Genomic DNA, 13,855 nt, shown 5'->3' on the forward strand with positions numbered 1-13,855 from the left:
TCCGTGTGCTCGCGTCCCTGTGTGGTTCTCGACCAACAACCACACCCCCCCTCCTTGTTGTGTCCGGGCTCGCGCCTGGGTGTGGCAGTGGAGTGGTGCGGGGTGTGCAGGCGGTTTGAAAGGTGTCCCGCCCCCTCGTGGGGGTTGGGTATAGTGTTACGGCTGTCATAGCGTGGGGGAAACGCCCGGTCCCATCCCGAACCCGGAAGCTAAGGCCCACAGCGCCGATGGTACTGCACTCGTGAGGGTGTGGGAGAGTAGGTCGCAGCCGGACAATTCTTTTGTGTGTGGAAGGCCCGTCACCCGGGCGGCCGCCCCCTTGCTGGGTGGCTGTTCTGGGGGCGGGCCTTCCCCCGTTTAACACGAGCTTCGACTGGTGCGCTCGTGTCCTGGGGCGTCGCACCGTCCTGATGGACGGGCCCGGCGGCTGCGCCCAGGGGGGGGCTGGGTACGAGTGCCGAGGCCGCGCACTCGCTACAGTTCAACCGCGTGGGCGGCGGGCCCTAAGACGCGTGCTTGGACTCTTCAGGGGTCAGGACCAGGTCGAGGTACGCGAGCAGGCCGCCGGCTACGTCCACGTGCTCGTCGAGGAGCCATTGCAGCTGCAACCCGTCCCACATGGCCGCGATGCCGGCCGCGGTGGCGGGAATGTCAACGCCCGGCAGCAGTCGTCCTGCTTCCTTCTCTCGGAGCAGGTCGTCGGTGAAGTCCTTCCGGGACTTTCGGAATCGACGCTGGAAATACGGCTTGGCAGGGTGCTCGTCCGTCACCGATTCCCCCACGAGCACGGTGTAGAGGGCGATCAGTCCCGCGATTCGCTCGTTGATGAGGCACTGCCTGCGGATGACATCTCGCAAGGGGAGAGTGCGGTCGACTGGGTGCGGTGTGTCCTCGCCCGTATAGGCGTCGCGCAGCTCCAGTACGGCTTGGAGCAGATGCGTCTTGGTCGGGAAGTGGTGCAGGAGAGTCGCTTGGCTGATGCCCACGCGGTCGGCGACGGCTTGAATCGAACCAGAGTGGTAGCCGTGGCAGGCGAAGACGTCGAAGGCCGCTCGGATGATCTGCTCGCGCCGTTCCCGAGTCTTTCGGTAGGGACCGCGTGGTCCACGGGCGCTCTCCGCCTGAGCCGGTTTGGCGCTGGCTCCATCTCGGGACTGAGTCATGTGCTCAAGGGTACCGATCGCCTGTCGGTGCGCGCTTCACAGCGCGTTCAGCGACCTTCGTGGAGGAGGGGGAGCAGCCACGCGTCTCGGTTGAGGATCTCCGTCTGAAACTCAGATTCCCCGTGCTGTTGTGCCCATTCCAGGCCCCCGAGGAACAAGGCGGCCGAATGGAGTGTGAAGGCACGGCGGTGGGCGTCGTCCCATTCTTCGGCCCTGCCGGTCATCCCGAGCCCGGCGCTGAACGCGCTGTGCAATTCCGGATCGCTTCCGTAGAGCATTTCGAATTCCGCGAATCGCGGTCTGACACCTGCCCTTCCGAAATCGATGAGCCGCACTTCTCCGTCGGGTGTCACCATCCAGTTTCTGGGGGAGTTGTCTGCGTGAGTCGTATAGAGCGGGAGCACTTGTGGCTCGTAGCCCCGGAGGAATGCCGTGCTGGTGGAGCAGACGGTTTCAATCCTCTTCTGCTCCTCAGCCGAGCGGGGCACGTATGCCTCGCCGCTGCGGAACGCCTCGATCCGTCGTGTCAACAGGGAGATGTTTCCGCCGTCGAAGGAGGAATTGCGAGTCTTGGGCTGTCCGTTGAACGCGCGAGTCGCCGTGCCGGCGGCGTGCCAGATGTCCGGATCTTTTGCCTTCGGAGTGTTCAGGGCGATCTCACCGGGCACGTACTCGAGGACGAGTATGCCAAGCTCTCGCGAACTCGCTCTGAGGGCAGGCGCGAACGGCGCACCGGGCTCGATCCACTGCTCGTAGGCCCGGATTTCCCGCAGCATGTGCGGATGGACAGCCGCGAGATGTGGGGAGAGATCCCGGCGTTCGTTCAACGCAGCCCTCGGCCCGGCCGGGTCCTTCGGAGAGGGCCTCGTCGGTGAATTCCATTCCGGCACGGTGTTCTTCACCACCGCGTCACCGAAGATCGAAGAGCAGATCCGTGTCACTGCGAGCCCTTGAATGCCCCAGGAGAGGTCCGCGACGACGTGGAAGGAGCCGACGTTCATCTCCAGCCACGCCAGTTGCGAGGCTGTCCAGGGGCGGCCTGGGCGAGGGCTTTCAGCTGTGCAGGGATCCACTCAAGCACCTTAGCGTCCTCCGATCTGAGTCCCAGATCGGTCGATAGACTAGGGGTTCCGCGCGGGTTCACTGCGCGCCACGATCTCAACGGAGGACATTCACCCATGGCTGGTTTCGGCGATCGAGACTACAACGCCCGCGACGGCCGAGACGGATTCTCTCGCCGAGACGACAGCCGAGGCGGATTCGGCCGTCCGAGGCGCGACGACGACCGCGGTGGCTTCCGTGGCCCGCGCCGGGACGATGATCGGGGCGGTTTCCGTGGACCCCGTCGCGACGACGACCGCGGTGGGTTCCGCGGCGGTCGGGATCGTGATGAGCGAGGCGGTGATCGGCGCGAGTTCCGGCCGCGCCGCGACGACGACCGCGGTGGCTTCCGTGGCCCGCGCCGGGACGACGATCGGGACGGTTTCCGTGGGCCGCGTCGGGACGACGATCGCGGTGGGTTCCGTGGCGGTCGGGATCGTGATGAGCGCGGCGGCGATCGGCGCGAGTTCCGTCCCCGTCGCGACGATGACCGCGGTGGTTTCCGTGGCCCGCGTCGGGATGATGACCGCGGTGGTTTCCGTGGGCCCCGCCGGGACGATGACCGTGGCGGTTTCCGTGGCGCGCGTCGGGATGATGACCGCGGTGGGTTCCGCGGGGGTCGGGATCGTGATGGGCGCGGCGGTGATCGGCGCGAGTTCCGCCCGCGTCGCGAGGACGACCGCGGTGGTTTCCGTGGCCCGCGTCGCGAGGACGACCGCGGCGGCTTCCGTGGGCCGCGCCGGGATGATGACCGTGGCGGTTTCCGTGGTGGCCGGGATCGTGATGAGCGCGGTGGCGATCGCCGCGAGTTCCGTCCCCGCCGCGACGACGACCGCCGTCGCCCCACGGGCCCCAAGGCCCCGTCCATCGACAAGGACGTGACGGGCAAGGAGCTGGACAGGGCCACGCTCGCCGAGCTGCGGACCCTCGAGGCGAAGAACGCGGAGCGCGTGGCGAAGCACCTCGTGATGGCGGGACGCTACCTGGACGACGAGCCTCGCAAGGCGTTCGAGCACGCCTCGGCAGCAGCGTCGAGCGGTGGCCGCGTCTCGCTTGTCCGCGAGGCTGTGGGCGTGGCCGCTTACGCCGCCGGTGAGTACGCCGCCGCCCTCCGGGAGCTGCGCACGTTCCGCCGCATCAGCGGCTCCAGCATCCACCTGCCGCTCATGGCGGACTCCGAGCGCGGCCTGGGCCGCCCCGAGAAGGCCCTGGAGCTCGCGCAGAGCGACGAGGCCAAGGAGCTCGACACGGCAGGCCAGGTCGAGATGGCGATCGTGAGGTCGGGCGCGCTCGGCGACCTCGAGCGCTTCGACGAGGCCCTTGCAGCCCTTGAGATCCCGCAGCTGGACATCAACCGCGGGTTCTCCTTCAGCCCGCGCCTCTTCCGCGCCTACGGGGAGGCCCTCACGAACGTGGACCGTGCCGAAGAGGCGGAGCGCTGGTTCAGCCAGGCCGTCGTCGCGGAGCGGGCCCTCGGTCTGACTGAGGAGGACGAGGACGACGTGGACTTCTTCGACGCAGAGGAGGAGTTCGAGGACGAGGCGCCGTCGGGCACGCGGAAGAGCGAGGACAGCGCGCGCGGCGGCGAGACCGCGGAGCGCGTCGACGAGGACGCCCCGGAGGCCGAGGCCGCCGAGACCCACCCGGGCGGCGCCACGAGCATCCCCCAGCCCGCCGAGCGTGAGCGCGGAGCAGCGGACGAGAACCTTGAGGGCCGTGAGAAGGACCAGGGCGGGGAGACCCCAGGCGCATGACGTTCCGGGACCTGTATGACGGCTTCCTCTTCGATCTCGACGGCGTGGTGTACGCCGGCCAGGGCGCCATCCCGGGGGCGGCCGAGGCGATCTCGGAGCTCAAGGTCAGCGGCTTCGGCATCGGGTTCGTGACGAACAACGCCTCTCGCTCCGAGGCGGCCGTGGCCGAGCACCTGCGCGAGCTCGGGGTGCCGGCCGACGAGTCCTGCGTCTTCGGCTCGGCGCGGACGGGCGTCGAGCTGCTCGGCGAGGAGGTGGAGCGCGGTGCCTCCGTCTACGTCGTGGGGTCCGACTACCTCTCCGGCCTCGTGGCCGAGGCGGGGTACGAGGCCCTCTCCCTCGAGCAGATGGAGCACGGCGCCCGCGCGGACGCCGTCATCCAGGGCTTCGACCCGGGCCTCGGCTGGCGGCACCTCGCCGCGGCGAGCTACGCGATCGCCGGTGGAGCGGCCTGGGTGGCCACGAACAAGGACGCCACGATCCCGCGGGCCGAGGGGATCGCCCCGGGCAACGGCGCGCTCGTGGGAACGGTCGAGACGGCCACGGGCAGGATGCCGGCGGTGGGCGGCAAGCCCCAGGCTCCGATCTTCGAGCGGGCCCAGCGGGAGCTGGGCCTCGAGCGGCCGCTCATGTGCGGCGACCGCCTCGACACGGACATCGCCGGGGCCAACGCCGCCGGCATCGACTCGGCGCTCGTCCTCACGGGCATCGACGGCCGCCAGGACGCGGAGCGCGCGGAGACCGGTCTCCGGCCGACGTACGTCGTCGACTCCCTCACCGCGCTGGTCTCCGGCGACGACCCGGAGCGCCTGCGCCTCGGCGGGGGAGAGCAGTGAACGACGACGGCGCTGCGCGCGAGCCCTCAGCAGACACGTCCCGGGCGGCAGAGAACCGGCCAGAAGAGGACTGGTCGGACGAGGACTGGGCAGAAGCGGACCCGGAGTGGACGCGGAAGGCCGACCGGCTGGAGTCCCGCCTGCGCCGGGGCGAGGTCTCCATGACGGAGGCTGAGGCCGAGCTGCGGCGTCTGCTGGACGACCAGTCGCTTCCGCCGGAGGCCCCGGCGCGCGAATCCGAGCGCGGGCGGATGCGATGAGGGCGCCCCGATGAGGCTGGACCGCGCCCTCGTTGACCGCGGTCTGGCCGTCTCGCGGACGGCTGCGGCGGCGCTCATCGCCGAGGGGCGGGTCGAGCTCAACGGCTCCGTCGCCGCCAAGGCCGGGCAGAAGACGTCCGACTCCGACTCGATCGGCGTCCGCCCCGGTCAGACCCCCGATTTCGTCTCACGGGCCGGTCAGAAGCTATACGGGGCCCTGCGGGCCGTCGGAGACCTCGACGTGCGCGGACTGCGCTGCCTTGACGCCGGCGCCTCCACCGGCGGCTTCACGGATGTCCTGCTGCGGGAGGGCGCGGAGCGCGTCGTCGCCGTCGACGTGGGGCACGGGCAGCTCGTGCCGAGCCTTCGCGGGGACGCGCGCGTGGAGGCCATCGAGGGCCTCAACGTCCGGTTCTTGGAGCCGGAGGAGATCGGCGGGCCGGTGGACCTCACGGTGGCGGACCTGTCCTTCATCTCGCTCACGCTGGTCCTCGAGCCGCTGGTCCGGGCGACGGCGGAGGGCGGCGTGCTCCTGCTCATGGTCAAGCCGCAGTTCGAGGTGGGGCGCGAGCGGATCGGTGCGGGCGGGGTGGTGCGCGAGCCCTCCGAGCGGAAGCGCGCCGTGCGGGCCGTCCTGGAGAAGGCGGAGTCCCTGGGGCTCGAGCTGCGCACGGTCAGCCGCTCCGCCCTTCCGGGGCAGGACGGGAACCTGGAGTACTTCGCCGAATGGGCGCGGCCGGCCGCGCCCGGGAGAGCGGGGCGGAGGCCCGCCCGTAAGATCGGAGTGGACGAGGCGCTGGCGCAGCTCGAGAGCTCCGGCGCCTTCGAGTCCTGACAGCGGACACCTGACAACAGAGAACTGACATCAGGGTCCAGACAGCAGAGCGCACCGCGGACGCCCGGCGAGGCGGCCGCCGAGAAGGGGAGAGCATGAGCGGAGCGGAACAGAGGCGAGTGCTCGTCCGCGCACACCTCGGGCGCCCCGAGGCCCTGCGGGCGGCGTGCGAGACCCTGAGCCAGCTGGAGGCGGCCGGCCTGACGCCGGTCCTGCTCGCGGCGGACGCGGCGGAGTCGCCGCGCCTGACCGAGTCGGCGCCGTCGGCCCTCGTCGTCGAGGCCCTCGCGGACGCGGAGCCGATCGAGGTGTGCATGGTCCTCGGCGGGGACGGCTCGATCCTGCGCGCCGCGGACATCGTGCGGGGGCACGGCATCCCGCTCCTCGGCGTGAACCTGGGGCACGTCGGCTTCCTCGCGGAGAGCGAGAGGGCGGACCTGGCGGAGACGGTGAGGACCGTCTCCGAGCGCCGCTACACGGTGGAGCGGCGCATGGCCCTGGACATCACGGTCTTCGAGGGCGCGCGGCAGGTGCACCGCACGTGGGCTCTCAACGAGGCCGCCATCGAGAAGGAGAACCGCTCCCGGATGATCGAGGTGGTCATCGGAGTGGACGGACGCCCGGTGAGCAGCTTCGGGTGCGACGGCATGTGCGTCTCCACCCCGACGGGCTCGACCGCCTACTCTTTCTCTGCCGGGGGACCGGTGGTGTGGCCGGAGGTGGAGGCGCTGGTCATGACCCCCATCGCGGCGCACGCGCTCTTCGCGAAGCCGCTCGTCATCTCCCCGAGCTCAGAGATCTCCATCCGGATTCTGCAGCGCACGGACGCCCGCGGCGTCCTCTGGAGCGACGGGCGGGACGAGATCGAGCTCGCCCCCGGCTCCCTTGTGAGGATCGTCCGGGCGGACGAGCCCGTGAGCATCGCCCGCGTCAACGCCACGCCGTTCTCCGAGCGGCTCGTGCGCAAGTTCCACCTGCCCACCACGGGGTGGCGGGGCCCCGTCGACGAGTCGAGCGGAACGGAGGAGACCGCGTGATCGAGGAGATCCGGATCAAGGACGTCGGAGTCATCGAGGAGAGCAGCCTCGAGCTCTCGGGAGGGCTCAACGTGCTCACGGGCGAGACGGGCGCCGGCAAAACGATGATCCTCACGGCCCTGTCCATGATCCTCGGTGGCAAGGCGGACGCGTCCCGCGTGCGCGTAGGCTCCGAGAAGGCGAGCGCCGAGGCCGTCGTCGGCGTCTCGACGGCGTCCCGCGCCTGGCGCCGGGCCGAGGAGGCCGGCGCGGTGGACGAGTCCGAGGAGGGGGAGGAGCCCCGCGAGGAGGAGCTCATCCTCGCCCGGACCATGGGCGCGGGCGGCCGTTCCCGGGCCTTCCTCTCCGGGCGCACGGTGCCCGCGGGGGTGCTGGCCGACGTCGGGGGCTCGCTCGTGGCGGTCCACGGCCAGGCGGAGCAGCTGCGCCTCAAGTCCCCGGCGGCCCAGCGCAGGGCACTCGACCGTTTCGGGGGCGAGCGCCTGGCCGAGCTCAAGGAGCGGTACCGCGAGGCGTTCTCCCGCTGGCTGCGTGCCCGGGACGAGTACGAGCGGATCTCTTCCACGTCCCGCGAGCGGCGGGAGGAGGCGCGCCAGCTCCAGGAGGCGCTCGAGGAGATCGATGCGCTGGAGCTGCAGCCGGGCGAGGACGAGTCCCTCAAGGCCGAGTCCATGCGCCTGGAGAACCTGGAAGGCCTGCGCAGCGCGGGCGCCCTCGCGAGCGCGGCCCTCGCGGGGAGCGAGGACGCGGCGGACGCGCCGAACGCCGTCGAGCTCGTGGAGACGGCGCGCCGAGCGCTCGAGGCGGAGAGCGACCCCGCCCTGGAGGCGCTCGCGGAGCGCCTGGCGACGGTGACGGCGGACCTCAACGACGTGGCCGTGGAGATCGCGGCCTTCGTGACGGACCTCGACGTCGAAGGCCCCGGCCGGCTGGACGAGATCCAGGAGCGCCGGGCGGCCATCAACGCCCTGCTGCGCAAGCACGCGCCCTCGGTGGACGAGGTCCTCGCGTGGGCGGACGAGCAGCGTCCGCGGCTCGAGGAGATCGGGCAGGACGACGAGACGCTGGAGCGTCTTGAGCGCGAGCGGGACGAGGCCCTCGCCGAGGCGGAGCGGCTCGCGGACGAGCTGTCCGAGATCCGGCGCGAGGCAGGCCGGACGCTCGCGGAGCGGGTCTCCGAGGAGCTGACGGCGCTCGCGATGCCCTCGGCGGAGCTCTCCGTCTCGGTGGAGCCGCGGGAGGACCTGGACCGCCACGGCCGGGACGAGGTGGCGCTGCTCCTCACGCCGCACGCCGGGGCCCCGGCCCAGCCGCTCGGCCGGGGCGCGTCCGGCGGAGAGCTCTCCCGCCTCATGCTCGCGATCGAGGTGGTCCTCGCGGCGGCGGACCCCGTGCCCACGTTCGTCTTCGACGAGGTGGACGCGGGCGTGGGCGGCAAGGCCGCCGTCGAGATCGGCCGGAGGCTCGCGATGCTGGCCCGGCACGTCCAGGTCATCGTGGTGACCCACCTGCCCCAGGTGGCGGCGTTCGCGGAGACGCACGTGAGGATCCTCAAGGGGGAGTCCGAGGGCGTCACGAGCTCGGACGTCACGCCGCTCGGGGACGAGGAGCGCGTCACGGAGCTCGCCCGCATGCTCGCGGGGCACGAGACCTCGGACGCGGCCCGCGCCCACGCGCAGGAGCTGCTCGAGGACGCCCGCTCCTTCGCCTCCTGAGGAGATCGCCGGGTCCCGAATCGGCGCATTGGTGATAGGCTCGAATTCCGTGGTGCAGCGATCCAAGAACACGTCCAAGTCCGCCCAGACCGTCAAGCAGATCTTCGTGACGGGGGGTGTGGCATCCTCCCTCGGCAAGGGCCTGACGGCGTCCAGCCTCGGCCACCTCCTCCGGGCCCGCGGTCTCAACGTGACCATGCAGAAGCTCGATCCGTACCTCAACGTGGACCCGGGCACCATGAACCCGTTCCAGCACGGCGAGGTGTTCGTGACGGAGGACGGCGCGGAGACGGACCTCGACATCGGCCACTACGAGCGCTTCCTCGACGAGAACCTCTCCGGTGACGCGAACGTCACCACCGGCCAGGTCTACTCGAGCGTCATCGCCAAGGAGCGGCGCGGCGAGTACCTCGGGGACACGGTCCAGGTCATCCCGCACATCACGGACGAGATCAAGCGCCGCATGCGCCTGCCCGCCGAGCCGGTCAAGGGCCGCGAGACGCCGGACGTCATCATCACCGAGATCGGCGGCACGGTGGGAGACATCGAGTCCCAGCCGTTCCTCGAGTCCGCGCGGCAGGTCCGCCAGGACATCGGCCGGAACAACGTCTTCTTCCTCCACGTCTCGCTCGTGCCGTACATCGGCCCCTCGCAGGAGCTCAAGACGAAGCCGACCCAGCACTCGGTGGCGGCCCTGCGCTCCATCGGCATCCAGCCCGAGGCGATCGTCCTCCGCTCGGACCGCGAGGTCCCGGAGGCGATGCGCGCCAAGATCGGCCGGATGTGCGACGTGGACATCGACGCCGTGGTCAACGCCGCGGACGCGCCGAGCATCTACGACATCCCGAAGAAGCTCCACGCCCAGAACCTGGACGCGTACATCGTCCAGCACCTGGGCCTGAAGTTCCAGGACGTGGACTGGACGCAGTGGGACTCGCTCCTCGCCTCGGTCCACTACCCGCAGCACGAGCTCAACGTGGCGCTCGTGGGCAAGTACATCGACCTTCCGGACGCCTACCTCTCCGTGACGGAGGCCCTGCGCGCCGGCGGCTTCGCCAACAGCACCAAGGTCAAGCTGAGCTGGGTTCCCTCCGACCTCTGCGAGACGGAGGCCGGGGCTCGCGAGCACCTCTCCGGCGCGGACGCGATCTGCGTCCCGGGCGGGTTCGGCATCCGCGGCATCGAGGGCAAGCTCGGCGCCCTGCGCTTCGCCCGCGAGAACAAGATCCCCACGCTCGGCCTCTGCCTCGGCCTGCAGTCGATGGTCATCGAGTACGCGCGGAACGTCGTCGGGATCGAGGACGCCTCCTCCACGGAGTTCGACCCGCAGGCGGCCAACCCCGTCATCGCAACGATGGCGGAGCAGGAGCACATCGTCGAGGGCCAGGGGGACCTTGGCGGCACCATGCGCCTCGGCTCCTACGAGGCGAAGCTCCAGAAGGGCTCCGTGGCCGCTGAGGCCTACGGCTCGACGACGGTGCACGAGCGCCACCGCCACCGCTACGAGGTGAACAACGCCTACCGGGAGCAGCTCGAGAAGGCGGGTCTCGTCATCTCCGGCACGTCCCCGGACGGCACGCTCGTGGAGTTCGTGGAGCTGCCGAAGGACGTGCACCCGTACTACGTCTCCACGCAGGCGCACCCGGAGCTGAAGTCCCGCCCGACCAGCCCGCACCCGCTCTTCGCGGGCCTCGTCAAGGCCGGTCTCGAGGCGAAGGCCGCGCGGGGCGAGGGCGCTGAGGGCGAAAAGGCTCCGAAGGCCGGCGGGGACAAGGCCTAGCATGTCCGGCGGCCCCGAGGCCGAATCCGCCCGGCCCGACGACGCCCGGCTCGGATTCCCCGTGCGGGACCGCTCCCGGATCGCGGACGAGCCGAGCGAGCGGCGCATCCTCTCGCGGAGAACTCTTGCGGAGGCCCACGTGCAGACGCTGGTCCGCGAGGAGTTCGAGCTGCGCGCGGGCGAGTCGCTGACGCGGGACTTCGTGGAGCACCCGGGCGCCGTCGTCGTCGCCGCGCTCAACGAGCGCCGGGAGCTGCTCATGATCCGGCAGTACCGGCACCCCGCCAGGATGCTCATGTGGGAGCTGCCTGCGGGGCTGCTCGACGTCGAGGGGGAGAAGCCCCTGGTTGCCGCCCGCCGCGAGCTCGCGGAGGAGGCGGACCTGCGGGCGGAGCGCTGGCACACGCTCGTGGACGTGCACAACTCCGCGGGCGGCTCCACGGAGGCCACGCGCATCTATCTCGCCGAGGGCCTCTCGGCCGTTCCGGAGGGGGAGCGGCACGTCCGGGACGCTGAGGAGTCGGAGATCGAGTACGCCTGGGTTCCCGTCGGAGAGGCCGTGGCGGCCGTCTTCGCGGGTCAGGTGCACAACGTGGGAGCGGAGTTCGGCATCCTCGCCGTAGACCGGCACCTCGCCGGCGGTCCTGAGCTCCGCCCGGCCGACGCGCCGTGGGAGTCCCACCCGGCCCACGCCTCATGGACGGACTGACGGGCGAGAGCGGCGGGGCCGCCGAGCCTGCGGCGTCGGGTCAGAGCCCCGCTGCTGACGAGGCCGCCAGACCGCTCCTCTCGGCGCTCGAGCGCTACCTGCGCCACCTGCGCCTGGAGCGGGGCCTGTCCGAGAACACGGTGACCAGCTACCGCCGGGACCTGCGCCGCTACGCCCTGTACCTCACGGCGCGCGGCGTCACGGCGTTCGAGCAGGCCTCCCGCGACGACGTCCGCGCGTTCGCCGCATCCCTCCGAGACCCCGAGCAGGGGCCGCCGTTGGCGGAGCGTTCGGCGGCGAGGATCGTCGTGGCCGTGCGGGGGCTGCACAAGCACCTCGTGGCCGAAGGGCTCGCCGAGGAGAACCCGGCGGCGCGCGTCAAGCCTCCCGAGCCGCCGAAGCGCCTCCCCAAGGCCCTCACCGTGGGCGAGGTGGAGCGGCTCCTCGCGGTCCCGCGCCTCGACACGCCCCTCGGCCTGCGGGACCGCGCCCTCCTCGAGTTCCTCTACGGCACGGGGGCGCGCATCTCGGAGGCGGTAGGCCTCGCGGTGGACGACGTCGTGACGCTCGACGAGGCCGCGGACTCACCGGGTGACAGCGCGGCGGCGGGCGACGACGACGGCTCCGGCCTCCCCGCGGTTCCCGAGCTCGTGCGGCTGACCGGCAAGGGGGACAAGCAGCGGATCGTCCCGCTCGGCAGCTACGCGCAGAAGGCCCTGCAGGAGTACCGGGTGCGGGCGCGCCCGCTGCTCGCCGCGAAGGCGAAGTCCTCCAACGGGGGAGCCCTGTTCCTCAACGCGCGCGGCGGGCGGCTCAGTCGTCAGTCGGCCTGGAGCATCATCCAGGACGCGGCGGAGAAGGCGGAGATCGCCCAGGAGGTCTCTCCGCACACGCTGCGGCACTCGTTCGCCACGCACCTCGTGGAAGGCGGAGCGGACATCCGCGCGGTTCAGGAGCTCATGGGCCACGCGTCCATCTCCTCGACGCAGATCTACACGAAGGTCACCGTGGACACCCTGCGGGAGGTCTACGCCGTGAGCCACCCGCGGGCCCGGTAGGGATCCAGGGAGTCACGCCCCGCGGGCGAGGGCGGCCGCCGCGACGCCGATCCCCGCCGCCGCCACGCCGCACACGAGCTGCCCGGCGGACTGGAGGAGGGCCGCCTGCTGCTCGGTCCGGTCTCCGCGCTCCCGCCCTGCCTGCCAGCGGGCCGAGGCGCCCACGGCCCACGAGGACCACGTCGTCAGCCCTCCGGCAGCCCCCGCGGCGAGGACCGCGTGCCAGAGCTCCGAGGAGAGGCCGCCCGCCAGTCCGATGAGCAGGGAGCCGCCCACGTTGGCGATCCACTGGCCGAGGGGCTGTCGCCGCACGGCACCGCCCGCGGCCCGCGCCGGCCACCGGACGTCCAGGGCATAGCGCAGGACGCTGCCGAGGCCGCCGGCCACGGCCACGCCGAGGGCGGTGAGGAGAAGGCTCTGGGTCATCGGGCCTCCCGCCCTGCGAATCGGGCGCCCAGCCGCTGTCCCGTCACGGCGGCGGCCCAGGCGGCCGCGACGCTCACGGCGAGGACGAGGATCCCGACCGGCTGGAGGGTGAGGAGCATGACGGCGGAGAAGGTGGTGAACCCGCCGAAGAAGCCGGGGTTGACGAGCGCCTGCACGCGCGGCGATCGCCGGCCCACGACGGGGCCGAGCGCGGCCATCGCGAAGACCCCGGCCGTGTTCGCCGCGACCGTCATGAGGGCAGCTCCCGCGCCGCCGGCGGGAAAGCCGAGCTGGAGCGCCCAGCGCAGGAGGGATCCTGCGGTGCCTCCGGCGAAGACGGCGCCGAGCAGAGCAGGGGAGAGCCGGGCCGGGGAGAAGGCCGAACGGGGAGCCGTCACTCAGCGGCCCCCGGCGTCGTCGGGCTCGACGGCGTCGTCGTGCTCGAAGGGCGCCTGCGGAAGGCGGCAGCCCTCGTGGGGGCCGGAGCGCAGCCACACGTCCTCGTTGACCCCGGCGGCCGCGCGGCCGTCCTCCGCGACGAGGCCGCCCTCCGCCGTGACCCGCACGGAGGCGCCGGGACGGATGCCGGCCTCGGCGAGGGAGCGCAGCACGGTCTCGCTCTGGTCCGAGACGCGCTCGAAGACGCCGGGATGGCCCTCGTCGAGGAGGCTCGCGCGGACGGCCCGCGTCTCCGCGAGGGTGCCGTCCGGCCCGGGGATGCGGTCCCCGTGGGGGTCTTCGCGGGGATGCCCGAGGAGGGCGTCGAGCCGCTCCACGAACCGCTCGGAGACGGCGTGTTCGAGCGCGTCCGCCTCGTCGTGGACCTCCTCCCACGTGTAGCCGAGCTCGCGGACGAGGAACGTCTCGAGGAGCCGGTGCCGCCGGACCACGCCGAGCGCCACGCGGAAGCCCTCCTGGGTGAGGCTCACCGGCGAGTACTTCTCATGGGTCAGCCAGCCGCGCGCCACGAGCTTGCGCACCATGATGGTGACGGACGAGTTGGCCACGCCGAGCTCGGCGGCGATGTCCGAGGACGTCACGGGCGCGCTCGCCCACTCGGAGAGCCCGAAGATCGTCTTGAGGTAGTCCTCCTCGGCCGAGGTGGGGCGGGGGTCGTCGCTCACGCGCTCGTCCTTCCTTCTCTGCCCGGAGCCGGCCGCGGGGCCGGCAAGCGGGGTCTG

Annotated in this window: 15 protein-coding genes and 1 rRNA gene; 10 read left to right on the plus strand and 6 right to left on the minus strand. The window is 71.7% G+C overall.

The window, feature by feature from the left end; translation table 11 throughout:
* Nucleotides 1–157: 157 nt before the first annotated feature.
* Nucleotides 158–274 (plus strand): 5S ribosomal RNA (rrf, locus tag H9I38_RS00005).
* A gap of 229 nt (nt 275–503) precedes the next feature.
* Here rrf and H9I38_RS00010 read toward each other — a convergent pair.
* The 3 genes from H9I38_RS00010 to H9I38_RS00020 all read right to left on the minus strand — a co-directional run bounded on the left by H9I38_RS00010 (nt 504) and on the right by H9I38_RS00020 (nt 3,226).
* Nucleotides 504–1,163, minus strand: coding sequence for a TetR/AcrR family transcriptional regulator (locus H9I38_RS00010; RefSeq protein WP_226336591.1), 660 nt, complete (start codon nt 1,161–1,163; stop codon nt 504–506).
* A gap of 47 nt (nt 1,164–1,210) precedes the next feature.
* Nucleotides 1,211–2,164, minus strand: coding sequence for a phosphotransferase (locus tag H9I38_RS00015; RefSeq protein WP_226336592.1), 954 nt, complete (start codon nt 2,162–2,164; stop codon nt 1,211–1,213).
* Between the two features lie 171 nt (nt 2,165–2,335).
* Complete coding sequence (locus H9I38_RS00020; protein WP_226336593.1) at nt 2,336–3,226, minus strand: hypothetical protein; 891 nt, start codon at nt 3,224–3,226, stop codon at nt 2,336–2,338.
* On the opposite strand from H9I38_RS00020, the gene H9I38_RS00025 reads away from it, so the two are divergent.
* The 9 genes from H9I38_RS00025 (at nt 3,215) to xerD (ending at nt 12,248) form a co-directional block, all read left to right on the plus strand.
* Complete coding sequence (locus tag H9I38_RS00025; protein WP_226336594.1) at nt 3,215–4,018, plus strand: hypothetical protein; 804 nt, start codon at nt 3,215–3,217, stop codon at nt 4,016–4,018. The two genes, H9I38_RS00020 and H9I38_RS00025, sit on opposite strands and share 12 nt — an antisense overlap.
* Nucleotides 4,015–4,854, plus strand: coding sequence for an HAD-IIA family hydrolase (locus H9I38_RS00030; RefSeq protein ID WP_226336595.1), 840 nt, complete (start codon nt 4,015–4,017; stop codon nt 4,852–4,854). Before H9I38_RS00025 ends, H9I38_RS00030 begins: the two co-directional genes overlap by 4 nt.
* Entirely contained in the window at nt 4,851–5,114 is a 264-nt protein-coding gene (locus H9I38_RS00035; RefSeq protein ID WP_226336596.1) for a hypothetical protein, read from the plus strand. The genes H9I38_RS00030 and H9I38_RS00035 overlap by 4 nt, the downstream gene beginning before the upstream one ends.
* 10 nt (nt 5,115–5,124) lie before the next feature.
* Nucleotides 5,125–5,949 (plus strand): TlyA family RNA methyltransferase, encoded by an 825-nt coding sequence (locus H9I38_RS00040; RefSeq protein WP_226336597.1) that lies wholly within the window; start codon nt 5,125–5,127, stop codon nt 5,947–5,949.
* 95 nt (nt 5,950–6,044) lie between these two features.
* Nucleotides 6,045–6,986, plus strand: a complete 942-nt coding sequence (locus tag H9I38_RS00045; RefSeq protein WP_226336598.1) for an NAD kinase — start codon at nt 6,045–6,047, stop codon at nt 6,984–6,986.
* Nucleotides 6,983–8,701 (plus strand): DNA repair protein RecN, encoded by a 1,719-nt coding sequence (recN, locus tag H9I38_RS00050; RefSeq protein WP_226336599.1) that lies wholly within the window; start codon nt 6,983–6,985, stop codon nt 8,699–8,701. Before H9I38_RS00045 ends, recN begins: the two co-directional genes overlap by 4 nt.
* A 31-nt stretch (nt 8,702–8,732) precedes the next feature.
* Nucleotides 8,733–10,481, plus strand: a complete 1,749-nt coding sequence (locus H9I38_RS00055; RefSeq protein WP_319002155.1) for a CTP synthase — start codon at nt 8,733–8,735, stop codon at nt 10,479–10,481.
* 1 nt (nt 10,482) lies between these two features.
* Nucleotides 10,483–11,190, plus strand: a complete 708-nt coding sequence (locus H9I38_RS00060; RefSeq protein WP_226336601.1) for an NUDIX domain-containing protein — start codon at nt 10,483–10,485, stop codon at nt 11,188–11,190.
* Nucleotides 11,178–12,248 (plus strand): site-specific tyrosine recombinase XerD, encoded by a 1,071-nt coding sequence (gene xerD / locus H9I38_RS00065; RefSeq protein WP_226336602.1) that lies wholly within the window; start codon nt 11,178–11,180, stop codon nt 12,246–12,248. Before H9I38_RS00060 ends, xerD begins: the two co-directional genes overlap by 13 nt.
* A 12-nt stretch (nt 12,249–12,260) precedes the next feature.
* Here the strand turns inward: xerD and H9I38_RS00070 are convergent, their stop codons facing one another.
* The 3 genes from H9I38_RS00070 to H9I38_RS00080 are packed head-to-tail and all read right to left on the minus strand — an operon-like array spanning nt 12,261 to nt 13,798.
* Nucleotides 12,261–12,674: a fluoride efflux transporter FluC gene (locus H9I38_RS00070; protein WP_226336603.1), complete on the minus strand. Its 414-nt coding sequence runs from the start codon at nt 12,672–12,674 to the stop codon at nt 12,261–12,263.
* A complete protein-coding gene (locus H9I38_RS00075; protein ID WP_226336604.1) occupies nt 12,671–13,072 on the minus strand; it encodes a FluC/FEX family fluoride channel in 402 nt (133 codons plus the stop codon). The genes H9I38_RS00070 and H9I38_RS00075 overlap by 4 nt, the downstream gene beginning before the upstream one ends.
* Nucleotides 13,073–13,798, minus strand: coding sequence for a metal-dependent transcriptional regulator (locus H9I38_RS00080; RefSeq protein ID WP_226336605.1), 726 nt, complete (start codon nt 13,796–13,798; stop codon nt 13,073–13,075).
* Nucleotides 13,799–13,855: the final 57 nt, after the last annotated feature.

This window comes from Arthrobacter sp. UM1, assembly GCF_020483305.1.
Taxonomy (GTDB): Bacteria; Actinomycetota; Actinomycetes; order Actinomycetales; family Micrococcaceae; genus Falsarthrobacter.